Consider the following 23,394-nt stretch of genomic DNA (forward strand, 5'->3'; position numbering starts at 1 on the left):
TAAGATCCCTTCCCAAATTGAAAACTCACAAGCAGTCACTCAGTACTCCTGACACAACATTTTGTGCGGGGAGAGCCCCCTGGTAACTAGACGCCCAAGAGAACCTGAAATTTATACATCAATAAGATGTATGAAGCGCCAGTTGTCGCGATATCCCTGGGAAATACTACCTATATTTAGAGAGATGGAATGGACGCCGCAAATGAAGCTCTGGATCAGTTGATAGAAAGCATTGAATTAGGATGCTCGTATGAAGCAGACTCTTGTGAACTCGCTTGCCGGTGTCGGACTTTTAACCCCCAGCCTGCTCTTCGCCAATCTGGTGGGAGAAGGCCCCCGGCTGGCCCCGGAAGACAGAATTACCCAGGGACAAATTGTTGAAGGTGAACTGAGCCTGGATGAAATTCGCCAGGCCGGGATGCTCATTTTCAGCACCCCCTTTAATCGCTACGATGGCTACGGGGATGGTGCACACGATGAATCCCAGCCTGATAACCACTCCGCAGATGGCGGTAACCGACCGACATTACAAGGCAATGGTACCTTCCTGCGAGTCAATGGACTCGACTCCCAGAACTGCCTGGAATGTCACAGTATCGTCAGCAATAGAACTGTGCCGGCCACCATGGGTATTGGCGGCGGTGGCGGTTTTAGCACCAGCGCAATGCTGCGTCCGGTAAATATCGATGTCATTGACGAAAGCTTCGATGGGACTGCGGAATACGATGGCCGCCTAATCAACCCCCTATTCTTATTTGGCTCTGGAGGAATTGAACTAGTCGCCAGAGAAATGACCGCTGACCTTCAGCGCCTCAAACAATACGCCTTAGACAACCCTGGAACTGTTGTCAGTCTGGATACTAAATCCGTTAATTTTGGCAGTATTTTTGTCGATGAAGATGGCAACCTGGACACCAGCAATGTGGAAGGCGTCGATGCAGACCTTGTGGTACGCCCGTTTGGCAGGAAAGGCGATAATGCCTCAGCCCGCGAATTCTCCTTGAACGCCCTTTCTTTTCACATGGGGATGCAGGCAACAGAAAAGTTTGGCGGGGCAGAAGCCGACGAAGACAATGACGGCGTGACCAACGAAATTTCTGTCGGTGATCTATCCGCGATCAGTATTTTCATTGCCACCCTGGACCGCCCCTTCCAAATAGAATCCGGCAAAAATAACCGGGGTCGTAAATTGTTCCACGAGGTTGGCTGTGCCGACTGCCATCGTCCCGTAATGACCACTGAGCGGAGGACCTTGCCCTTTAAGCTAACGGGCTCCCCAGAGGCACCATTTGAAGATACTTTCTATCACGTGGATCTAAGCAAGCCCCCCACAGTTTTTAAATCCATTTTTGGAGCGGGAATTGAGGTCGAAATGTTCTCTGATCTCAAACGCTATGACATGGGCATAGCCTTAGCTGAAACCGCCTTTTTTCAGGATGAGGTGCAAAACAGGGAATTTATCACCGCACGTCTTTGGGGAGTTGCTGACACAGCGCCCTATATGCACGATGGGCGCGCACTCACCTTGGTAGAAGCCATCTTGTTACACGATAATCCTGGAAGTGATGCAGGCTACGCCGCAGAAAACTTCCAAAATCTGAGTGACGAAGACAAGAATAAGATCCTTTATTTTCTGATGTCTCTGCGCATGCCCAAGGATCCAGTTTCAGATTTACACAATCGATAGGCAGCTCTTCATGAACGATGCCCGCGGCAACAAAGTTGCCAGCGGGCATTTTTATATGCAAGCTTTTGTGAAAGCTGTGTAATTGAAAAGTGGGGTTCACACTAGTGCTTCTTGCGCAACAATGATTCCGTTGTTATCCCCATACAGATATTCTCCAGGTCGAAAAGTCACCCCTCCAAAAGTCACTGCCAGATCCCGCTCACCAATACCTTTTTTCTCCGTTTTCATTGGGTGTGTACCCAGGGCCTGAACGCCTAAATCTAGCGCCCCAATCTGGTCAACATCGCGGATGCAGCCATACATCACTATGCCTTCCCAGCCATTGGCTACCGCTTTATCGGCGAGCATATCGCCAAGACAAGCGCGACGCATTGAACCACCCGCATCGACTACCAGAACTTTTCCTTGTCCCGGTTCCGCCACTAACTCCCGCACCAGCGAGTTATCCTCAAAACACTTAATAGTTACGATTTGACCGCCAAAGCTCTCACGGCCTCCGTAATTAACAAACATCGGCTCAACCACTTGCACTGCATCACCGTGGTCATCACACAAATCGGGGGTAGAAATTGGCATAAGTCCTCTCGCAATCATTCCGTAAAAAATGATGATAGCGATAGTGTCACTCTGGTGGCAGGCTGACAAATAAATACCGGGTATCATCCCTATAGATAATACCCGGCCAAGGCTTCGCTGCTACAAAATCGTTTTCATGTTTTAGTGCGTAACACGCACCGGAGTACCTACACGTACATGGCGATAAAACTTTCTAGCCATGTGCGGAGGCATACGCACACAACCATGAGAGGCAGGGTGTCTGGGCACATGGCCAGAAGCATGCAGACCGATCCCGCCATTGAAGCGAATATAGTTATTCATTTTTGCACCACGATACACAGTACCGGCGGGGCGACGATGTTTACGGGTATTTACATTGGACCTCACCACCCGTCCTGTGCGCCTATCTACATAACTACCGTAGATCGAAGAGCGATGATGCGGGTGCTTGGACAATACACGGAAGTGTCCTGGCCGCGTACTATAACCCCGCTTACCGGAGGAAATTCTGGATACCCCGACCAACTTGCCGCCTTTGTAGAGGTAAGCGCGCTGTTCACTCAAGTCAATCCTGATTGAGGCGCCTCCTCCCCTAGCCGCAGCGCGATCATCAAACCAGTTACCACCGCGGGGCTTTGCCATTGCAGGGGGAACGGCGATTAGTGCCAAGAGACACAACATCAGAAAAATATGCAATATTGGGATCTGTAACTGTCTGCTCGTATGCATAGCTCACCTCAACAACTTTCTCTGCTCTGCCAAAGTGGGCGGAAAGGAAAACAGCCCAACCGATACCACTCAAACTTCTACACCGGAGGATTTACCCCTGCAGGTGAATCAGCACCAAAGCAAATTGCGCTCAGTTTTTCTATCCACGCTCTGCCTCAGGACTCTTCCGATTTTATTGAGGCTGGTGGTAATCCTTAGAATGAATTCTTATCTCTGAAGGCAAGCCATAGAGTTTTGAATTTTTTCGATAGCGTGTGATCTGTAAATCTCACACAGAAATAGCAGGATAAATTCCGAAGTTATCAAGAGAAGCGGCAACAGAAGTCTAATTTTGGGGCAAACATGCAATGGATTCGGGAAAAAAAACCAAAGTCGCAGGAGAGGCGCTTAGATAGGAAAAGCGGCCCCAAAGGGCCGCTTTGAAAGGATATTAGGCTTCTTCGTTAGCTAGGAATAGCCAGGTATCTACAGCGGTATCCGGGTTCAGGGAAACACTGTCGATTCCCTCATCCATCAACCAGCGGGCGAAGTCTTTGTGGTCAGAAGGTCCCTGACCGCAGATACCTACATATTTACCGGCTTTTTTGCAGGCCTGGATGGCGCGGGACAGCAGAGCCTTCACTGCCGGGTTACGCTCGTCGAACAGGTCGGCCACCAGACCGGAATCCCGATCCAGACCCAGGGTAAGCTGGGTCAAGTCATTAGAACCGATTGAGAAGCCATCAAAATGCTGCAGGAACTCTTCTGCCAGCAGGGCATTGGATGGCAGTTCGCACATCATAATGACCTTGAGACCAGCCTCTCCGCGGCGCAGACCGTTCTCAGCGAGCAGACCGACAACCTCTTCTGCCTCTTCCGGAGTTCGCACGAAGGGTACCATGATCTCCACATTGGTCAGCCCCATCTCGTCACGTACTTTCTTCAGTGCACGACATTCCAGGGCGAAACACTGACGGAAATCTTCAGAGCGATAGCGAGCCGCACCACGGAAGCCAAGCATCGGGTTCTCTTCGCTGGGTTCGTACAATTGGCCACCAACCAGGTGTGCGTATTCGTTGGACTTAAAGTCTGATAAACGCACGATTACACGATTAGGTGCAAAGGCCGCGGCCAGGGTAGCGATACCTTCTACCAGTTTCTCAACAATAAAGTCTTCCGGGGAGGCGTAGCCGCCGATGCGCTCACGGATATTCTGTTGCAGGTCATCCGGGAGGCTATCCAGCTCAAGCAGGGCTTTCGGGTGAATCCCAATCATGCGATTCAGGATAAATTCCAAGCGCGCCAGGCCAACCCCCTGATTGGGCAGGTGGCTAAAGGCAAAAGCGCGATCTGGATTGCCCACATTGAGCATGATTTTGAAAGGCAGATCCGGCATTTCGGAAACTTCAGTTTCTTCACGCTGGAAGTCCAGCTCGCCGGACATTACGAAGCCGGTATCGCCTTCGGCACAAGAGACGGTGACGGGAGTACCGTCTTCCAATAACTCGGTGGCGTTTCCACAGCCAACCACTGCGGGAATCCCCAGCTCACGGGCAATAATCGCCGCGTGACAAGTACGGCCGCCGCGGTTGGTAACAATTGCGCTGGCCTTTTTCAACACCGGTTCCCAATCCGGGTCGGTCATATCGGTCACCAGGACCTCACCGTCCTGCATAGCTGCCATATCTTCGACGGACTTCAGCTTGCGAACGCGGCCGGCACCGATGCGCTGACCAATCGCGCGCCCCTCACACAGTACTTCACCGCGCTCCTGCAGGCTGTAACGCTCAATGCTTGTACCCTGATCGCGGGAGCGCACGGTCTCCGGGCGCGCTTGTACGATAAATAGCTTGCCAGTATCACCATCTTTGGCCCACTCGATATCCATCGGACGACCGTAGTGCTCTTCGATTTTACGGGCCTGAATTGCCAGGCTGGTCAGCTCTTCATCATTGAGAGCAAAACGCTGGCGATCTTCTTCTGCAACCTCAACGGTTTTTACTGAGCGCCCGCAATCGCCGCTTTCGTCGTAAACCATTTTGATGGCTTTACTACCGCGATTGCGACGCAGGATAGCTGGGCGCCCGGCATCCAAAGCCGGCTTGTAGAGATAGAACTCATCAGGATTCACAGCACCCTGTACAACAGTCTCACCCAGACCGAAGGCCGCAGTGATAAAGATCACATCACGGAATCCACTCTCAGTATCCAAGGTGAACATTACACCGGCAGCGCCAGTCTCACTGCGCACCATGTGCTGAATACCAGCCGACAGAGCAACACCTACATCCGCATAACCTGTATGTACGCGGTAGGCGATGGCGCGGTCGTTATAGAGAGAGGCAAATACTTCTTTAACTGCAATCAGAACCGCATCAATACCGCGGATATTCAGGAATGTCTCCTGCTGGCCTGCGAAAGAAGCATCCGGTAAATCTTCAGCAGTCGCGGAGGAACGCACAGCAACAGCTGTTTCACCACCACCCAAAGCTACATAACCATCGCGGATCTCTTTTTCCAGCTGTGCAGGAAATGGGGTCTGTATGATCCAATTGCGAATTTCATCGCCGGCTTTGGCTAACTCAATAACATCACCGACATCGAGCCCTTTCAGCCGCTCGGCGATACGCTGCTCTAACTGTTCATGGGCTAGGAAAGCCCGAAAAGCCTCCGCTGTGGTCGCAAAGCCGCCCGGTACACTCACACCAGCGCCGGCCAGAGATGAAATCATCTCGCCGAGTGATGCGTTTTTACCGCCGACTTTGTCGACATCATCCATTCCCAGTTTTGCAAAGTCGATGGTGAAATTCGTCAAGTGAAGGCCCTCTGAAATCAGGTTTGTTGGGCGCTGATTATAAGGATGAGTCTTGTAAAAAATAGCCCAGGAAAAACGGCCAATATGTTGTAAATTTTCTACAAGCTTGGTTAGCTCTCAGAAAATAAGACCTTTAAGCCCACCACCCCTATACTAGCGGCCACTAAAAAGTCCCGCCAACAGACAGAGACGCAGCATGGCAAAAGACAAACGCACCGCTTTTTTTATTTCCGACGGAACCGGCCTCACTGTAGAGGGCATTGGCCACAGCCTATTGGCACAGTTTCAAGACCAACATGTCGAACAGGTGACTCTGCCTTATATTGACTCTACCGAAAAGGTCCAGCAGGCTCTCCAGCGTATAGAGAGCGCTGCCAAGGAATCCGGTCTGCAGCCCATCATTATTACCAGCATCGTTTCTGACCAGATTCGCGATCAATTGCACCAAAGCCCCGCTTTAATGCTGGATATCTTCGAAAATTACCTGACACCTCTGGCCAATTTATTTGGGCGCGATCCTGCACAGACCGTTAATGTCTCCCACGGCATTGCCGATAATCGCCGCTATAGCGAACGCATTGATGCGGTGCACTTTGCTATCGATAACGACGACGGGCGCCGCATCAGTGAATTTGAGCAAGCGGATGTCATATTACTCGGCGTCTCCCGCTCCGGCAAAACCCCCACCTGCCTATATTTGGCCTTGCAATTTGGACTGCGCGCGGCCAACTACCCCATCACCGAAGAGGATATGGACTCCACCACCCTGCCCAAGATTCTGCGCCCCTTCCAGCGCAAACTCTTCGGCCTCACCATAGACCCCAAACGCTTGATGCAGATTCGACAGGAAAGACGCGCCAATAGCCGCTACGCTTCTATAGGGCAGTGCGAATTTGAGGTGCGCCAAGTCGAACAGATGCTAAGGCGGGCGCAAGTGCCCTTCCTCAATGCCACCCAGCTATCCGTGGAGGAGCTCGCTACGCGCCTGATGTCCCAGGCCGGCATCGAGCGAAGAATTGACTAAGGGATGACCAAAAAGCCAGGCGCCCTTTTCACGCCGCGACAAAGTGTGTAGTGTGCGCCGTCTTCCAGACTGCCGTGTTTTGATATGCAAATAGTCTCCCTGCCCTATTCACTCAATTCTGCAGCGGCCTTCCAGGCAATTGCGGATCTACCTGTGCCGGTATGGCTCGATAGCGGCCGACCTCTCAGCAGCGGAGGTCGCTACGATATTATCAGTGCCGACCCTCTTAACGCGCTGGAACTGGCAGCAGATAGCAGCGAGCCTTTCACTCGGGTAGATGACCTAAGTCGTGAGCTGTGCCCACAGGAGCGGGACTCACAACTGCCTTTTTGCGGTGGAATCATCGGTTTTGCCGGTTATGAACTGGGCACCGGCGGTAACTTTTTGCCGGCGGATACCCGACCTACGGACCTACCGGCAGGCTTTTTTGGGCTCTATAGCTGGGCTTTTATTGCAGATCACCAGCTGGGCTCCAGCCATCTGGTTTTTCATCCTGCCTGCCCAGCCAGGCAGGTACAAGAGCTAATCGATCGTTTTAAATCGGTGCATTGGGAGCGAGAGCAGGATCCCGAGGGGTTTCGCCTTTTAGCACCATTTGCCCACGAACTCAGTGTTGTTGACTATGAGGAGCGCATTGCGCGAATCCTCGAGTATATCGCAGCGGGAGATGTCTACCAGGCAAACTTTACCCAACGCTTCAGCGCCCCCTACGAGGGCGATCTCTTTGGTGCCTACCTGGCATTGCGTCGACGCGTGGCAGGGCCATTTTCAGCATTTATGGAAATGCCCCAGGGCAGTTTGCTGAGCCTATCGCCAGAGCGCTTTATTCGTGCCGATGGCAGTAGCTTGCGCACCGAGCCCATCAAGGGCACCGCCGCCAGAGTAGCTGATCCGGTAGAGGACCAGCGTGCGGCATTTACCCTGCAGAGAAGCCCTAAAGATCGCGCAGAAAACCTAATGATCGTGGATTTGCTGCGCAACGATTTCAGCAAGTTGTGCCGCAGTGGCAGCGTGAGGGTGCCGGAGCTATTCCAGCTGGCTAGCTTTGCCAATGTTCACCACTTGGTCAGCGTAGTGACAGGAGAAATGCATGAGGACTCAGCTTACAGCGACCTGTTAGCGGCCTGCTTTCCCGGTGGCTCCATCACCGGTGCGCCCAAACGCCGCTCTATGGAGGTCATTCGCGAGCTGGAAGGCAGTCCCAGGGGCATCTATTGCGGTAGCATCGGCTATATCAGTAGCTGCGGCCGCGCCGATACCAACATCGCCATTCGCACCTTTAGCGCCAGCAATGGGCGCATTACCTGTGCTGCCGGTGGAGGTATAGTCGCCGACTCTGACCCGACTGCAGAGTACAAGGAGTGCCTGGCCAAAGTGCGCTTACTTCTTGAAACCGCAGAGCAATTCCTGAATTGATCACCCAGCCCGTCAAAAATCACTGCCTACTGGGCTTTCTGTAGTCTTACTACAGCATTTTGGTTATAGAACTATCTAGGATTGATATTTCAAAGTTATTAGGCCATCTGATAGATTCAATGTCAGTAGTGCCAATTTCAGCGCTTAACTGGATCAAGGAATTTATTGTGAAGATCACACTAGTCAAAAAAGTACTCGCCGATGGCTCACCCTGCGCCAAATGCCGGGATGTGCAGGAAAAACTGGAAGTGAACGAGCAACTCAAATTTATCGATCAAACCTTGGTAGCTGACGTGCGCGACCCGCAAAGTGCCGGGATGCAAATTGCACAGCAATTTAATGTGGATCGAGCGCCATTCTTTGTGGTCGAGCGTGAAGGGCAAGAAGCAGAGATCTATACCGTCTACTTCAAATTTGCCAAGGAAGTTTTACAACCCCTGATCCAACAGGCAGAGGCCTCTTAGCCTCTGCCAGCCAGCTACACCGCAATACTAATAAACCGGCAGCTCTGTATCGGCAAATAGTGCATCTACCTCAGCTCTGGAAGTAGCATGCGCAGCTTGATCCACCAATTCCCGGGTGAGATGCGGAGCAAACTGTTGGATGAAATCATACATAAAGCCTCGCAGGAATATTCCCTTGCGAAAGCCGATCTTGGTAATACTGGGCTCGAACAAATCACTGGCATCCAGGGCAACTAAATCTTCATCCTCACCATCCACCGCCATATCCGCCACTATGCCAATACCGAGACCCAGGCGCACATAGGTTTTAATAACATCCGCATCCGCGGCGGTAAACACGACCTTAGGCGAAAGCCCTTTCTCCAGGAATGCCTCATCCAATTTTGAGCGGCCGGTAAAGCCAAACACGTAAGTGACGATCGGATACTTTGCAACCTCTTCAAGATTCAGCTTGCTGACATGGCAGAGAGGATGATCTTTAGGCACCAAAATACAACGATTCCAGCGATAAACCGGCATCATCACCAAATCACTGAAAAGCTCTAGTGCCTCGGTAGCAATAGCGAAATCCGCAGTACCATCAGCTGCCATTTCCGAGATTTGCATGGGGGTTCCCTGGTGCATATGCAGCGATACATCAGGGTAACGGGAAATAAACAGCTTGATAACCGGGGGCAGCGCATACCGCGCCTGGGTATGGGTAGTGGCAACCGCCAAGCTGCCCTTCTTGTCATTGCTGAACTCCTGGGCAACCTGCTTGATATTTTCCACTTTGCGCATAATTTCGCCAGCGGTCTTGAGGATCGCCTCCCCCGCTGGCGTCACCCTGGTGAGGTGCTTGCCGCTGCGGGCAAAGATTTCCACCCCCAGCTCATCTTCCAGTAGGCGAATCTGCTTGCTGATGCCCGGCTGGGAGGTATAGAGGCTCTGCGCAGTAGCAGAAACGTTGAGATCGTGATGCGCCACTTCCCAGATATATCGCAACTGCTGCAGCTTCATAAGTCCTCCCTTTAATATCAATCACCCCGCCCCAGGACGAGTGCAACTCTGACATATAAATTGTTAGTTATAAAAAACATCTTGAGTTATGCGAGAAAAGAATAGCAGCCAATCGAAGCCGGGGCCAACGGACAGATGAATATCCGGTGAAGAGCGGCGGGTGTCAATCGACTTTCCAGTATTAATTGGCCCCGAAAGGGCTCAAATACTCAGGCATCACTATTTGCGATATTGGCAATACCGTGCGGCACATGACCTGTAGCCACATGCTCGGCTGCGGAGGCACAGTGCGCCGGCTGGTCATCAAAGAACACATCAGCACCGAATGCCCGCAGAAATTCCCCCTTTGGAAGCCCCCCCAAAAATACCGATTCATCTACCCGGATGTCCCAGGCACGCAACGTGCGTATTACCCGCTCATGGGCTGGCGCAGACCTTGCCGTCACCAGGGCAGTGCGTATTGGGCAACTCTCTAAACCAAATTCCGCTTGTAATGTTTGCAGAGCCTCAAGAAATCCCTTGAAAGGCCCTCCACCCAGCGGCATCTGTGCAGAGGCACGCTCTGCACGGGTAAAGGCATCCAGTCCATCCCGCTTGAAAATCTGCTCAGCCTCGTCAGAAAAGATTACCGCATCACCATCAAAGGCAAAGCGCAAAACATCGTCGCGCTGCTCGCGGTTACCCCCAGCCACCAAAGTTGCCGCAGCAACCCCCTGATCCAGGGCGCGACGAACATCCAAGCCATCAGTCGAGAGAAACAAGTTACAGCCAAATGGACCGATATAGCGATAGGGGCTTTCACCATTGCAAAAGGCAGCCCGGGTAATATCCAGACCATAGTGCTCAATTGAGTTAAACACCCGAAGTCCTGTATCAGCACTGTTACGGGAAAGCAGGATGACCTCGACCCTGGGCTCTCCCTCAAGCTGCTCGTTGATTTTTAGAAATTTCTCTACCAGGTGGAAGGCATCTCCTTTCTGCAAAACATCGTTCTCCCGCTCTACTTGATAGCGCGAGAAAGCTTGCAGGCCCAGCTCCTCGAAAACCTTATGGCTATCATTCAAGTCGAACAATGCCCGAGAAGAAATCGCGATTACCAGTTTGTCCGGACGCATGGCCATCAGGGCGCCTCCACATCACTGAGCCCCTCGGGACTATTATCGCTTCCTCTGAGGTTCAACAGAGTGAAAAGCATTTGCTGTAAATCTTCACGGGTACGGTAAGCACGCACCTCTGCTTGGTTAACCATCACCAGCAATAGCGCATGGCAGCTTTCCAGTGTGAGCCGACCCAAGCGATTCATTTCATTGGGCGGGCAGGTAAAACCCAAGCGACGGAACATAACCACCAAGTGCCCGATCACCAGCTCGTCATGGCTCTTATCCAGCTCGTGCAACTCGGGAATTCCCCACATAGCTTGGGCCAATGGCAGCAGTCCTCGCTGCTCACGGTACACAGCTAGAAGGCGCCCAACAAACTCATCAATAAAACTCCCAAGTGTCATATACTCGAGATCGAGCTCTGCCAGCTCAGCCATGGCCTCACTGATACTAGCGAGCCACTGCTCGCCCATAGCATAGAGAATCGCATGTTTATTGGGGAAATAATGGTAGAGGGAGCCCACTGAAATATCGAGCTTCCGCGCAATTAGGATAGTAGTGAGATCATCGAGCCCGACCTCTTCCAGGAGCCTCCCGGTGACATCGAGTATCTGCCGGGCTCGAGCCCGTGCACGGGCTTGGACCGGCTCGCGGCGAGGGGTTAATTGGCTTTTGCGCTTATGCTGTTCGGTACTGGACAAGATCGGTTTCCTAATGGCAACTCACAGCATCTTAACACCAAAGGAGTCGACAATTTCACCAGCAACAGTCCAGCCACCTCACCTCTTTCAATGCCCAAACCTATCAAGCAAACTGTGGTAAAGCATTCCCAACACCAGGCCCGGCCAACGCAAAAGGGTTCCACCAGGAAAAGTCTCTGTTGGGATCTTCGTCATGATGTCAAAGCGCTCCTCAGTGCCAGCAATTGCTTCAGCGATCAGTTTTCCCGCAAAGGTTGCAGTAGGCACCCCGTGGCCCGAGTAACCTTGACTGTAATAGATATTGGGCTCCAGGCGCCCCATATGCGGCATGCGATTCATAGTGATCGCCAGAGTGCCGCCCCAGCCATATTCAATTCGGGTCTGCTTTAGCTGCGGATACACCTGCAGCATTTTTTTCCGTACAAACTTGCGTATATCTGCAGGAAAGCTGGCCGTATAATTCTCACCACCACCAAAAATCAGGCGGTTATCTCCCGATAACTTCCAGTAGTTGATAACAAACAGTGTGTCCTGTACTGCATAATCATTGGCGATCAATTTTTGAGCAGCAGGCTCAGACAGAGGTTCAGTGGCCAGAACAAAATTATTGATTGGCATAATTTTGCCAGCCAGCCGCGGCTCCAAGTTTCCGAGATAGCCATTGCAGGCCAATATAACCTTAGCCGCCTTTATCTGCCCCTTGGCTGTTTCGACGGTACAGGAATTCCCTCCCCGATAGCTAGTCACTCTGCTGTGCTCATAGAGCTCGACCCCAGCTCTGACACAAGCCGCAGCTAACCCAAGCCCATAGTTCAATGGATGAAGGTGCATGGAGCCACTGTCAATTTGCGCGCCTAAATAACGCCTTGTTCCCACAAGGCCACCCACCTCCTGCTCATCGGCATAGCGCACACCCGAGTAACCATAACGCTCCTGAAGAAGCTCGGCTTCCTTGCGCAGGTAGTTGTCATGGCTGGGTTTAGCTGCGAGATGCATAATCCCTCGCTTCAGGTCGCAATTAATTTGATGCTTATCAATCAACTGCTCTACCAGCCGCACCGCCTCAAGGCTAAATTGCCAAAACCGCTTGGCAATCTCCACACCGAACATTTCTTCCAAGTCACTTTGGCAGCGCCGTTGCCCAACCCCCACATGTCCACCATTGCGACCAGATGCGCCCCATGCCACACGCTGCGCTTCCAAGACAGACACTTTGTAGCCCCGTTCCGCTAAATGCAACGCTGTGGAGAGCCCGGTATAGCCGGCCCCAATCACACAAACATCCACCTCCCGGACACCATCCAGCTGGGGATAGGAGGTAAGCGGATTGGCACTTGCTGAGTAGTAAGAATCTGTATAACCAGAGGTGGTTTTCATCAATGCAGCCCTTCAAGGCGTTGAGTATGCGGGAAGCTCTAAAATAGTTCGGCCCCGAGAATAGCAAAATGGTAATTCCCTTTTACCTGCCGTGCCAGGCTTCCCATAAATCTCAAAACATATCCGGCAAGTCATTATTTTTGCCTGCACTGGCGGCTACCGCCAATGTGAGGGTCAGGCATATACTGGTACGACATGTAGATGGAAACACACTGGGTAACTCTAACAAATGGATAAGATTACAAGCTGGCTCGCCGAACACGATATTGCCGAAGTGGAGTGCCTGGTGCCGGATATGTCGGGTAATGCCAGAGGCAAATTTACGCCTACAGATAAATTCCTTACCCAGGACAGCCGACTTCCAGAAAGTATCCTTGTTCAAACCGTTACCGGCGACTATGTCGATGAGCACAATGAACTCGTGGACCCTGCAGATACGGATATGTTGCTGGTGCCAGATCCCGATTCCGTTCGACTTAACCCCTGGGCCAATGATCCCACTGCTCAAATTATTCACGATTGTTATACCCGGGATGGTCAACCACATCCGATTAGTACGCGGAACATCCTCAAATTCGTTTTGGAAAAATATAAGGAGAAAGGCTGGAAACCAATCGTTGCTCCGGAAGTAGAGTTTTACCTCATAAAGCGCAATCTTGATCCAGATGAAAAACTCTCAGCACCCGTTGGCAGATCTGGCCGCACGGAAAAAACCAGACAGTCTTATAGCATCGACGCTGCCAACGAATACGAACCCATTATTGAGGATATGTATAATTTCTGTGAGGCGCAGGGGCTCGATGTAGATACCTTGATTCACGAATCAGGAACCGCGCAGATGGAAATCAATTTCCTTCATGGAGACCCACTTCAACTCGCCGACCAAGTTTTCACCTTTAAACGCACCGTCAGAGAAACTGCTCTGCGCCACGGAATTTATGCCACCTTTATGGCCAAACCCATGGAGGACGAACCCGGCAGTGCATTACATCTTCACCAAAGTGTTGTCGACTTAAAAACAGAGAAGAACATATTTGTAGATGACCATGGAAATGAAAACGATAGCTTCATGTATTTTATTGGCGGTATGCAGGAGTACACTCCAGGATTCATTAGTTTTCTAGCCCCAAATGTCAATTCTTATCGACGCTTCACTCCCGAAATGGCCGCCCCGACAAGCCTGCATTGGGGCTATGACAATCGCACTACCGGCCTTAGAGTTCCCGACAGTTCACCTCAAGGAAAAAGATTGGAAAATCGTTTTCCTGGTGCCGACTGCAACCCTTATCTCGCCATTGCGGCTTCTCTCGCTTGCGGTTATCTCGGTATGATCAATAAGGTAGCGCCTAGCGCACCGTATCAGGGCGACTGCTCCAAAGAGACCATTACCTTACCCCGCACTCAAGAGCACGCCCTCAATCTTTTAACGGAATGTGAAGCCGCCGCTGAAATGTTTGGCAAAAAATTCGTAAAAGCATGGAGCGCAATAAAACGTGATGAATACGAGGAATTTAACCGAGTTATCAGTTCTTGGGAGCGGGAATATCTACTTCTCAACGTATAGATAATCCCAAAAAATATTTTTGAGACTTTTCTGAAATTTTATTCTCGGCTGGCGCACCACCCTTTTATCGGGTTTATTTAAGCGCATCAATTTGGATTCCTCGGCAGGATATTATTTGCTGATTTGTGACTAATTAAGCAAAAATATCGAAAACAATTCAAATATATGAGTTTGTCATCACCTTTTTGTTGCCACTAAGCACATGCAAGGTAATCTCAGGTTGCCCGGAATATTTGGGCAACCGGTTTGAGAAAGCGGACGTCATTGCCAATTATTGGCCCCACCCCAGATGCCCGGCCTTCTTCTGCTGTCTTACCAACCATAAAGACCGTTTGCATCAAGTTGCTGAAGCAATCAGTAATTCCTTACTGGATTGTTTTCCAGCTGCTGATGCTCGGTCGCTAATAAAAAAGTTAAATAAGGGAAAGCTAGCAATGAAGCATTTCATAGGACTTACCTGCACTTTAGCTATGGCTATTAGTGCGCAGGCTGCCGACCGTGTTCCAGCCACTCCAGATATGCTCTCGCCACAGACATTAAATACCGTTGCCGGATCTGATATGGCATTGGTAAAAATTCGTGAGCGTACTCTGGGAAATGGCAAAACCGTCGCCCGCTACCAACAAACCCACAAAGGCATACCCGTGTGGGGACAGACCGTAACCAGTTCTGGACAGGGACTCATTACCGAGATGCACGGTAATATCCTTACCGGACTCGAACTTGAAGTACCCACCGTGCGTGCGGCAATTGACGCGGGCAATGCCCTTGATCGCGCCATGAATCATCAGGTTTCACTGCGCGCACAACAAGGAGTGATGTCGGGTGCTTTATCACTGCCAGTGCTTAAACTGGAGGCCAAAAACCAGAAAAAAGAACTCTATGTTTACATCAATGAACAAGATGAGGCTCGCCTAGCCTACTTGGTGAACTGGGTCGAGTATGGAGACGACCCCAAGCGCCCCTTCTACTTTATTGATGCCATGACCGGTGAAGTGATTAAGCATTGGGATGGCCTCACCTTCCAAGATGCACAAGGTCCTGGCGGCAATGTAAAAACGGGCCGCTATGAATATGGTACCGATTTCCCCTCCATGCAGGTTGATGCCAACTGCCGTATGGATACTACCAACGTTGAAACTGTGAACCTGAATCATGGAACCAGTGGCGGTAGCGTCCATCAATTCAACTGCCCCTACAATGATCACAAAGAAATCAATGGTGCTTATTCACCGCTAAATGACGCGCACTATTTTGGTGGCGTGGTCTTCGCAATGTTCAGTGACTGGTACAACACTTCACCGCTGACTCAAAAGCTGCGCCTTCGCGTGCATTACGGTAATAACTACGAAAATGCTTTCTGGGATGGCAGCCAGATGACCTTTGGCGATGGGCAAAACACCTTCCACCCCCTAGTCAGCCTGGATGTTACGGCTCACGAAGTCAGCCACGGCTTTACCGAGCAGAACTCTGGCCTAGTTTACAGTCAACAACCAGGGGGAATTAATGAAGCCTTCTCCGATATCTCTGGTGAAGCCGCTGAATACTTTATGACTGGCAGTAACGACTGGCTGGTTGGAGCCCAGATTTTCAAAGCCAATGGCGCCTTGCGTTATTTTGAAGACCCGACACAGGATGGACGCTCCATTGGCCATGCCGATGATTATTACAGCGGTATGGACGTACACTATAGCTCCGGTGTCTACAATCGAGCTTTCTATCTGATCGCCAATACCAACGGCTGGGATACTCGCAAGGCATTTGATATTTTTGTCCTCGCTAATCAGATGTACTGGGGCTCAAACTCTGACTACGATGAGGCTGCCTGCGGTGTTGAGCAAGCTGCTGTAGACCTAGGGTACAGTAAAGCGGATGTTACAACTGCCTTCAGTACCGTAGGAGTTACCTGTGATAACACTCCACCACCTCCTCCTGGAGAGCTTGAAAATGGAGTTTCCGTTGACAACCTTGGTGGCGGCTCTGGCGATGAACTCCATTACACCTTAGATGTTCCTGCTGGCGCTACCGGCCTAAGCTTTAATATGTCTGGTGGCACTGGTGATGCGGACCTCTATGTACGTTTTGGCTCAGCACCAACCACCAGCACATACGACTGCCGCCCCTACACTACCGGCAACAATGAAACCTGTGAGATCTCCAACATACAAGCAGGCACCTACTATGTGATGGTGCGTGGTTATAGTTCCTTCTCCGGTGTCAGTCTGGTAGGTAGCTTCACCGACGGTGGCGGTGGCAACCCCGGCGGCTGGGAAAAAACCAATCTGTCTGGCTCCGCTAATGCCTGGCAGCACTTTACCCTGGATGTGGACAGCGGTATGTCATCCCTGAAAGCGGTAATGTCTGGTGGCAGTGGGGACGGTGACCTCTATGTTCGCTTTGGCTCAGCACCAACTCGAAACACCTGGGATTGTCGTCCATATAAATGGGGTAATGATGAGAATTGCAACATCAGCAACCCACAAGCAGGTACCTGGTACATTAGTATTCGCGGTTACCAGACATACTCCGGTGTAGCACTCAGCGCCCAAGCAGAATAAGCTTATCTGCTGAACAATCTGGCCCCGTTGCCATACCAACAGGGCCAGACAATAAAAAAGGCAGCCACTAGGCTGCCTTTTTTATTCTAGGAGTAACCCTTGCAAGCCAAGTTACTTATGGCTGGGGTCCTTCCAATAATCCTTCACCGTTGACTTCATCTCCTTCGCCAATATCGTAATACCAAACAGGTTCGGTAAGGTCATAATGACGATGGCTACCGCAGACAGGTTCCAAATAACGGTGGTGTCCTCAATCGCCGCCCAGAAGAAGGCAATCACATACACAATTCGGTAAGGCATTACCGCCTTGGGACCAAACAGGTAGATCATAGAGCGATCACCATAGTAGGACCAAGCGATAGCGGTCGAGAAAGCAAACATGAGAATACCCAGAGTTACAATCAAGCCACCGTATTCTCCGAAGAAACCGCGCTGGAAAGCTTTACTGGTCAATGCAACGGAATGAACCAGGGATTTACCCCAAATATCCACATCCTCATTAGCAAACTTACCATCAACAACATTAAGCACACCGCTAAACTGATCTTCACCAACACGGAAATCCAGATCTTCTGCAATTGAGCGTGCATGAATCAGGGTGAAATCCTGCAGGTTTAGAGGCTGCCCATCAGTGACAACCACTGATCCGTTATAGGGCTTCACATCACTGGGTTGACCACTTAAGTAATTAAACAGCTGTTTAACCTGCTTGGGGTCACTCTCTTCGTAGCGACCTTCGACAACATATGTGTCAGCCCCCTCAAACAGGTTTTCGTGTTTTTCAGTCCATACACCGGAAGATAAGATTACCAAGCCAGTCAGAGTACAGATAATGATGGTGTCGATAAACGGTTCCAGTAGTGAAACCATGCCTTCGGAAACAGGCTCATCGGCACGTGCGGCGGCGTGAGCAATCGGTGCAGAGCCCTGCCCCGCCTCGTTGGAGAAGAGGCCACGATTCACACCACGGTTAAAGGCATAGGCAAAACTGGCTCCGAGGAAACCACCTACAGCAGCACTTCCAGTGAAGGCATCACGGAAAACGGCCACAAATGAAGGGACGATATTTTCTATATTGTAGAAAATCACACCCAACGCACCAATTACATAGATCAGTGCCATTGCCGGAACGATAGTGGAGGTAACCTTGGCAATTCGGGTAATGCCACCGATGATCACCATCCCCAGCAGGATGGCAAGCACACCACCAGTGAGCGCTTTCTCAATACCGAAAGAATCGTGCATCGCCTGGGCAATATTATTCACCTGGGGCAAGCTTCCGGTACCGAAGGAACAAATTACTGTGGCGATGGCAAATAACACTGCCAGCCACTTCATATTGAGACGGCGCTCCATGTAGAACATAGGACCACCTGCGTAGTAGCCATCCGCCGCTTTAATACGATATTTATGTGACAGTGTGACTTCGACAAACTTGGTTGTCATCCCCAGGAAGGCGGTCATCCACATCCAAAACAAAGCGGCCGGGCCGCCCAGGAAAATAGCGAGGCCAACACCACCGATATTACCGGTACCTACAGTTCCTGAAAGAGCGGTAGCCAGTGCTTGGAAGTGAGAGGTATCTCCTGGGTCACCGGGTTTATCATATTTCCCCTGGACAATCTTAATCGCGTGTCCAAAGTAACGAAATTGCGGAAACCCAAGATAGATAGTAAAAAAGAAACCTACCCCGAGCAGCACCCACGGGAACCAAGGTGCCGATCCAAGCATACCGTCCAACGACAGTAGCAGCTGATTAAAGGAATCCAAACTAACCCCCCACTTCTCTGAATCAATTCTGATTGTTTTATATACAGCCACAGCTGTAATTTGTTGCGCAGGTTAGCAGCTTCCGAAGCACTAGAACAGTAAAGGGGCCTAAACCCTATTAAAAGAGAAGTTATGACGATAGGGGAACAAGGCAAACTGCCCCCCCGAATGCAGAAATACCAGGTTACTAGATCCTTTATAATGGCCTTTTCTCAATTCTTGCATCAGCCCATAAAAAGCTTTACCGGTATATATAGGGTCCAACAAGATTCCCTCTAGAGCAGCAATCTCTTCAATCATTTCGTAGATTGGAGGTTCAGCCTTGGCATACCCCGGCCCAATATAGTCGGCGTTCACATGCACTTGCAGAGATTGCAAATCCACAGGGTTTCCCGATAACCTGCTCCAATGGCGGATATCCTCTCTCACTTTGGTTTGAAAATAAGTGGCATTATCGCAGACAGCATAACCTGTGACCTGAACACCAAGCCCCAGCAGATAGCACCCCATCGTTAAACCCGCCTGGGTACCTCCACTGCCAGTGGCACACACAATATGATCCGGCCGGAATCCTCTCATTCGACAATCTGTAATAAGTTCTTGCGAAGCCGAGAGATACCCCCACAATCCCAGACCATCGCTGGCACCAATAGGGATACGGAAGGGAATGTGCCCGCGCTTCGAATATTGATCAGACCAAAAATTGAACAGCCGCTTGAGATCTTTGGCAAAATTTTCAGGCGAATGGATGCTCACTTCTGCCCCCGCCAACTGATCCAGCAGTAGGTTTCCATCTGCTTGGGCTATGGGCTCACCACGCAATAACAGGTGCACTTTGAGTCCTAAGCGAGCACCGACAAGTGCAGTGGTGCGGCAATGATTGGACTGAATACCCCCAGCGGTGATCAAGGTATCGCTGCCCTGCTTTAAGGCCTCAGCAACAACAAACTCAAGTTTTCGCAATTTATTACCTGACATTCCAGATTCAGTCAGGTCATCCCTTTTTATCCAAATTCTAGGGCCGCCAAAAGGAAAGGAATATTGTTTACTAATCCTATCCAGCGGCTGTATAGGCGTGGGAAGATGGGCTAAACGTATCCGCTCAGGTAAAGAAATCGGCAAACTGTCAGGCATAGCAAGTTCCACTGCAAATACCAAAAAGGCTTATCGGTAAAGGCATAAAGCCTTGTCTATGCTAAATCCCCCGTAAAGGTAACAATTCTAGGACTCGTTAAAAGCCAATGTAATCCTGGCAGGAACAGCATTTACTACAGTCTGTAATCCCATACAGGCAGCGCGGCAAACTCCCACCATTCTCTCAATCGCTTCCCTCGACTCTGCAGATTTAACAAAAACAACGGTTTCTACTCCTTCACAGACCCCCTTAGGTGGAATATCAGTACATTCCTGCATATTGTACACCTCAGCCTTAAAACGCATCTGTTGCTCAATCTTGACACTTTCAATATTCAGTTTGTTCTGATTAATGTAGATGCTGATATGACTGAGAAAACAAAAAGCAATACCTGCTGATAGGTAATCAAGTGGTGCCGGTGCGCTATCCGCACCACCAATAATGGTGCCTTCATCGCAGAGTAATTCAAAAGCACCACATCCCGGTACGTTCGCTTGTACAGTCGCAGTTTTCAGGTATCCCTCTTCCAAAGCTGCTTTAGCCGAGAGGTTAACTTGAAAGTGAAAACTTCCCCGTTCTTTAACTGGTGGATCCACTTGAATTTTGGATAACTTAGGAAGTGCCGTAACTTTTCTAACAATGGCTGCTTTCAAAGCATTTTGGCTATCGCTTTGCATATAGGACCTCCTGAAAATTTCTAAATCAATTAACCAGAAGTATCGCCCGAGTAAATCTCACTTGCCGAAAAACGAGAAAGCCCGGCATATGCCGGGCTTTCCAATCTGAATGACTAAAAAATCTAGTAAAAAGCTATCAGATCTTCTTTATCGTGCCCTTGGGCAAAACAGCATGAACTGCTACTTTCTGGAACTTCAAAGACATATTGTCTGCAACTTCCAGCACGATGTAATCTTCGTCCACCTTGTCTACACGACCCAGCATACCGCTGCTCATCACGACTTCGTCACCCTTTTTCAGTGCACCAACCAACTCTTGATGCTCCTTCTGGCGCTTGCGCTGAGGACGGATGATAAAAAACCACATGAAAGCGAACAAACCCGCAAACATCAACAGGGTGATCATGGGGTTACCCTGTGGCGCCGGTGCCGCTTGCTGTGCCATGGCGGAGGGGATAAAAAAGCTCATGCAAAACCTCAAAGAGTCAGCCTATAAAATTGCCGCCAACTCTAACGGGTTTCCCCTGTTGAGGCAACGGATTGGGCCGATCAACAAGAGACCGGCCTAACCAATTCGCACTCACTTAAAAGCGTTGACGCACCTGACGGCGATAACCAGTTGGCGACATACCGGTCCAGCGCTTGAAGGCACTGGTAAAGCTGGTCCGATCAGAAAAATCCAAAATCCTTGAAATTCCGTCAACACTCAGGGCGGTATCTTTGAGGAAGTGCACCGCGTGGCGGAAGCGCACGTGGTCACGCAGTGAGGCAAAGCTCAAGTTATGCTCCTGCAAACGACGCTGCAAAGTCCGGGTGGACATGCTTAAGTCGGAAGCAACGGGGCGAATAGCGAGAGAAGCCTTACCAATGCGCTGTTCGAGCACATCGATGACTCTGGCAGCAATGCCAAAGCTGGTAGCTTCCGGTGGGGCCAGCAGCTGGTCGAGAATATTCGGGTCGCCGGATATTCTGGCCTGCTGCAGGGATTTATCTTCAGAGAGCGAAGTCTGGTCGGGCTGAGTATGGTTCATCGAGCTGCTCCTTTTGAGTTCCGTGAGCCGCAGTTATTTTTCTATGTCCGCATCCAGCGAATCCCGGTTGCCCCTGCCCACACCAACACACCTACAACTTCGGCGGACTACTACTCGATGCGGGATGCACCAAAAACAGACATCGAATCCTTCACAGAGATGTACAATTTTTAAACTAACCGCTCCGGCAATACCCAAAGAGAAACACTCTCTCGCCGGCGCACCTTTCCTTTACATCTGCCAGTATAGACCAAGAATTGAGAATGCAAGGGACGACAGTGGTTTTTTTCATCTTATTGTGCCGCAGAAGACAAAATTGAATGGTCCCGGTACGCAATTTCAATGAAAACTCAAGGAAATTCGGGGGCCAGAGGCTACCCTACCCCCTTAGAAAGAGTTTGCAGAAGCTGTGTAACAGATAATCAATCCAGATTTTCAGCCACCCAGCCAAGCACATCATCACTGTGGGTCTTGGTTTTCACTTTGTCGATAACATGGCGTAAGCGTCCACTTTTGTCGATGATAAAAGTTGTCCGGATTAGCCCCATATACTCTTTGCCCATAAACTTCTTCAGCCCCCAGCAACCGTACTTGTCCGCAATCTTGTGATCCTCATCGGACAGGAGGTCGAAGTTCAGCTCATGTTTATCAATAAATCGCTGCAACTTAGCTTCTGGGTCTGGGCTCACACCGAGAACAACAGTGTCTAGCTCCTTGAACGCATCGGCACTATCCCGGATACCACAAGCCTGTGTTGTACAACCTGGGGTCAGTGCCTTTGGGTAGAAATAAAGCACAACATTGCTTTTTTCGCGGAAATCTTTCAGTGAAACCTTCTCTCCGCTTTGGTTTGTCAGTGTGAATGCCGGTGCCAAATTGCCAATTTTGGGAAAAGACATAAGAAATCCCCTGAAGTGTTGGTTTAAGTTTTGGGGGGATTATAACGAAAAGTACTAACTGAAATGCCAAGAACTCCATCATTCAAAACTGGTGCAGGCGAAACTCCTTCTCCCTGCGCGCAAAAATGCCTATTTTCCTCAGCTTTTGCACTAACTCTGCCTTCTCTGCATCGGTCAAAAACTCACCTACCTCCAGGCATCCTTCTGGACCGCTAAAGGTCACCGAGGCAGGCTCAGCCGGACTGTTACCCATCCTCACCAGCAAGGCAAGATTTCCCCGTGAGAACTCCCGATGATAGACAGATTGCTGGCGGAACCCTTTACAACAATCGAACACAACCCTCTCATCGCTAATGCGGATTACTTCGCGACGGGTCCCTTCTAGGTAGACATAGGTGAATAAAACTGCAAGTAGTAAAATTTCCAACCCTGCAAATGGCAGGATCATCCAAGCCCCAGCAAAGGCAAAAGCCAAACTAATACCAAGGGAAACACCAACCAGGGAAAAGAACACCCAAAGATTTCCCGTTGCCGACAGGGATTGATTAGGCTGAAGAAGAATACAGGCGCATCGAGGGGCTTGGCGGCCGACTTCTGTGACCATGGCAAATACTTCCAGACAATACTTACCTAATCAGTGTAGTGCCGCCGCCATCAGCCCACACTCGTATAACGACCCGCCAGTATTCAGGCCACCCCACTCTATTTTAAATACCATTAGCAAAAGTCACTCTATTAAGCTGCGGCTAAAGGAACCCTAATCTAGCCTTTCTGAATAAGCCACTGTTGGCGGGATTGAAATAATAAGAGGAGATGCCCTCACTTGGTATCACTTACTTCTTACTTGAAATACGCAAACTTTTTTATCTGGACTAGCTGGCGATTTTATAGCTACAGCGAAGTCAATAAAT

20 protein-coding genes are annotated in these 23,394 nt (G+C 50.3%); 6 read left to right on the plus strand and 14 right to left on the minus strand.

Annotated features, from left to right (window positions below; translation table 11 throughout):
- The first annotated feature begins 250 nt into the window (after positions 1 to 250).
- Positions 251 to 1,687 (plus strand): di-heme oxidoredictase family protein, encoded by a 1,437-nt coding sequence (locus tag ACJJIB_RS12835; protein ID WP_252081809.1) that lies wholly within the window; start codon positions 251 to 253, stop codon positions 1,685 to 1,687.
- Between the two features lie 96 nt (positions 1,688 to 1,783).
- On the opposite strand, the gene rraA is transcribed toward ACJJIB_RS12835, so the two are convergent.
- From rraA to ppsA, 3 genes are all read right to left on the minus strand, one after another.
- Positions 1,784 to 2,263, minus strand: coding sequence for a ribonuclease E activity regulator RraA (gene rraA / locus ACJJIB_RS12840; RefSeq protein WP_444886346.1), 480 nt, complete (start codon positions 2,261 to 2,263; stop codon positions 1,784 to 1,786).
- Between the two features lie 141 nt (positions 2,264 to 2,404).
- Positions 2,405 to 2,974: a L,D-transpeptidase gene (locus ACJJIB_RS12845; protein ID WP_252081811.1), complete on the minus strand. Its 570-nt coding sequence runs from the start codon at positions 2,972 to 2,974 to the stop codon at positions 2,405 to 2,407.
- Positions 2,975 to 3,404: 430 nt separating this feature from the next.
- The gene (ppsA, locus tag ACJJIB_RS12850; protein ID WP_444886347.1) at positions 3,405 to 5,768 is read right to left on the minus strand and encodes a phosphoenolpyruvate synthase; all 2,364 of its coding nucleotides are present in this window, start codon (positions 5,766 to 5,768) and stop codon (positions 3,405 to 3,407) included.
- 196 nt (positions 5,769 to 5,964) lie between these two features.
- On the opposite strand from ppsA, the gene ppsR reads away from it, so the two are divergent.
- From ppsR to ACJJIB_RS12865, 3 genes are all read left to right on the plus strand, one after another.
- Positions 5,965 to 6,792: a phosphoenolpyruvate synthetase regulatory kinase/phosphorylase PpsR gene (ppsR, locus tag ACJJIB_RS12855; protein ID WP_444886348.1), complete on the plus strand. Its 828-nt coding sequence runs from the start codon at positions 5,965 to 5,967 to the stop codon at positions 6,790 to 6,792.
- An 84-nt stretch (positions 6,793 to 6,876) separates the two neighbouring features.
- The gene (gene pabB, locus ACJJIB_RS12860) at positions 6,877 to 8,208 is read left to right on the plus strand and encodes an aminodeoxychorismate synthase component I (RefSeq protein ID WP_444886349.1); all 1,332 of its coding nucleotides are present in this window, start codon (positions 6,877 to 6,879) and stop codon (positions 8,206 to 8,208) included.
- Positions 8,209 to 8,375: 167 nt separating this feature from the next.
- The gene (locus tag ACJJIB_RS12865; protein WP_444884701.1) at positions 8,376 to 8,672 is read left to right on the plus strand and encodes a hypothetical protein; all 297 of its coding nucleotides are present in this window, start codon (positions 8,376 to 8,378) and stop codon (positions 8,670 to 8,672) included.
- A gap of 27 nt (positions 8,673 to 8,699) precedes the next feature.
- On the opposite strand, the gene cysB is transcribed toward ACJJIB_RS12865, so the two are convergent.
- The 4 genes from cysB to ACJJIB_RS12885 all read right to left on the minus strand — a co-directional run bounded on the left by cysB (position 8,700) and on the right by ACJJIB_RS12885 (position 12,849).
- Positions 8,700 to 9,671 (minus strand): HTH-type transcriptional regulator CysB, encoded by a 972-nt coding sequence (gene cysB, locus ACJJIB_RS12870; protein WP_444886350.1) that lies wholly within the window; start codon positions 9,669 to 9,671, stop codon positions 8,700 to 8,702.
- A 209-nt stretch (positions 9,672 to 9,880) separates the two neighbouring features.
- On the minus strand, positions 9,881 to 10,792 hold the full coding sequence (locus ACJJIB_RS12875; RefSeq protein ID WP_444886351.1) for a 5'-nucleotidase: 912 nt from the start codon (positions 10,790 to 10,792) through the stop codon (positions 9,881 to 9,883).
- Positions 10,792 to 11,472, minus strand: coding sequence for a TetR/AcrR family transcriptional regulator (locus tag ACJJIB_RS12880; protein ID WP_444886352.1), 681 nt, complete (start codon positions 11,470 to 11,472; stop codon positions 10,792 to 10,794). The genes ACJJIB_RS12875 and ACJJIB_RS12880 overlap by 1 nt, the downstream gene beginning before the upstream one ends.
- Before the next feature lie 87 nt (positions 11,473 to 11,559).
- The gene (locus ACJJIB_RS12885; RefSeq protein ID WP_444886353.1) at positions 11,560 to 12,849 is read right to left on the minus strand and encodes an NAD(P)/FAD-dependent oxidoreductase; all 1,290 of its coding nucleotides are present in this window, start codon (positions 12,847 to 12,849) and stop codon (positions 11,560 to 11,562) included.
- A gap of 229 nt (positions 12,850 to 13,078) precedes the next feature.
- On the opposite strand from ACJJIB_RS12885, the gene ACJJIB_RS12890 reads away from it, so the two are divergent.
- Together ACJJIB_RS12890 and ACJJIB_RS12895 are read left to right on the plus strand one after the other, a co-directional pair.
- The gene (locus tag ACJJIB_RS12890) at positions 13,079 to 14,413 is read left to right on the plus strand and encodes a glutamine synthetase family protein (RefSeq protein WP_444886354.1); all 1,335 of its coding nucleotides are present in this window, start codon (positions 13,079 to 13,081) and stop codon (positions 14,411 to 14,413) included.
- 434 nt (positions 14,414 to 14,847) lie between these two features.
- Positions 14,848 to 16,971, plus strand: a complete 2,124-nt coding sequence (locus ACJJIB_RS12895; RefSeq protein WP_252081821.1) for a M4 family metallopeptidase — start codon at positions 14,848 to 14,850, stop codon at positions 16,969 to 16,971.
- A gap of 111 nt (positions 16,972 to 17,082) precedes the next feature.
- Here ACJJIB_RS12895 and ACJJIB_RS12900 read toward each other — a convergent pair whose 3' ends face one another.
- The 7 genes from ACJJIB_RS12900 to ACJJIB_RS12930 all read right to left on the minus strand — a co-directional run bounded on the left by ACJJIB_RS12900 (position 17,083) and on the right by ACJJIB_RS12930 (position 23,087).
- Positions 17,083 to 18,741, minus strand: a complete 1,659-nt coding sequence (locus ACJJIB_RS12900) for an alanine/glycine:cation symporter family protein (RefSeq protein WP_252081822.1) — start codon at positions 18,739 to 18,741, stop codon at positions 17,083 to 17,085.
- A gap of 108 nt (positions 18,742 to 18,849) precedes the next feature.
- Positions 18,850 to 19,875 carry a D-cysteine desulfhydrase family protein gene (locus ACJJIB_RS12905; RefSeq protein ID WP_444886355.1) on the minus strand — a complete coding sequence of 342 codons (1,026 nt, stop codon included), beginning with the start codon at positions 19,873 to 19,875 and terminating at the stop codon, positions 18,850 to 18,852.
- An 87-nt stretch (positions 19,876 to 19,962) separates the two neighbouring features.
- Positions 19,963 to 20,553 (minus strand): OsmC-related (seleno)protein, encoded by a 591-nt coding sequence (locus tag ACJJIB_RS12910; protein ID WP_444886356.1) that lies wholly within the window; start codon positions 20,551 to 20,553, stop codon positions 19,963 to 19,965.
- Between the two features lie 136 nt (positions 20,554 to 20,689).
- Positions 20,690 to 21,022 carry a preprotein translocase subunit YajC gene (yajC, locus tag ACJJIB_RS12915; protein WP_020415218.1) on the minus strand — a complete coding sequence of 111 codons (333 nt, stop codon included), beginning with the start codon at positions 21,020 to 21,022 and terminating at the stop codon, positions 20,690 to 20,692.
- Between the two features lie 115 nt (positions 21,023 to 21,137).
- Positions 21,138 to 21,584 carry a helix-turn-helix domain-containing protein gene (locus ACJJIB_RS12920; RefSeq protein WP_020415217.1) on the minus strand — a complete coding sequence of 149 codons (447 nt, stop codon included), beginning with the start codon at positions 21,582 to 21,584 and terminating at the stop codon, positions 21,138 to 21,140.
- 422 nt (positions 21,585 to 22,006) lie between these two features.
- Positions 22,007 to 22,483 (minus strand): thioredoxin-dependent thiol peroxidase, encoded by a 477-nt coding sequence (gene bcp, locus ACJJIB_RS12925; protein WP_252081827.1) that lies wholly within the window; start codon positions 22,481 to 22,483, stop codon positions 22,007 to 22,009.
- A gap of 82 nt (positions 22,484 to 22,565) precedes the next feature.
- The gene (locus tag ACJJIB_RS12930) at positions 22,566 to 23,087 is read right to left on the minus strand and encodes a DUF2244 domain-containing protein (RefSeq protein WP_444886357.1); all 522 of its coding nucleotides are present in this window, start codon (positions 23,085 to 23,087) and stop codon (positions 22,566 to 22,568) included.
- Between the last annotated feature and the right edge of the window lie 307 nt (positions 23,088 to 23,394).

It is taken from the genome of Microbulbifer mixtoriginis (SeqCode), assembly GCF_052467705.1.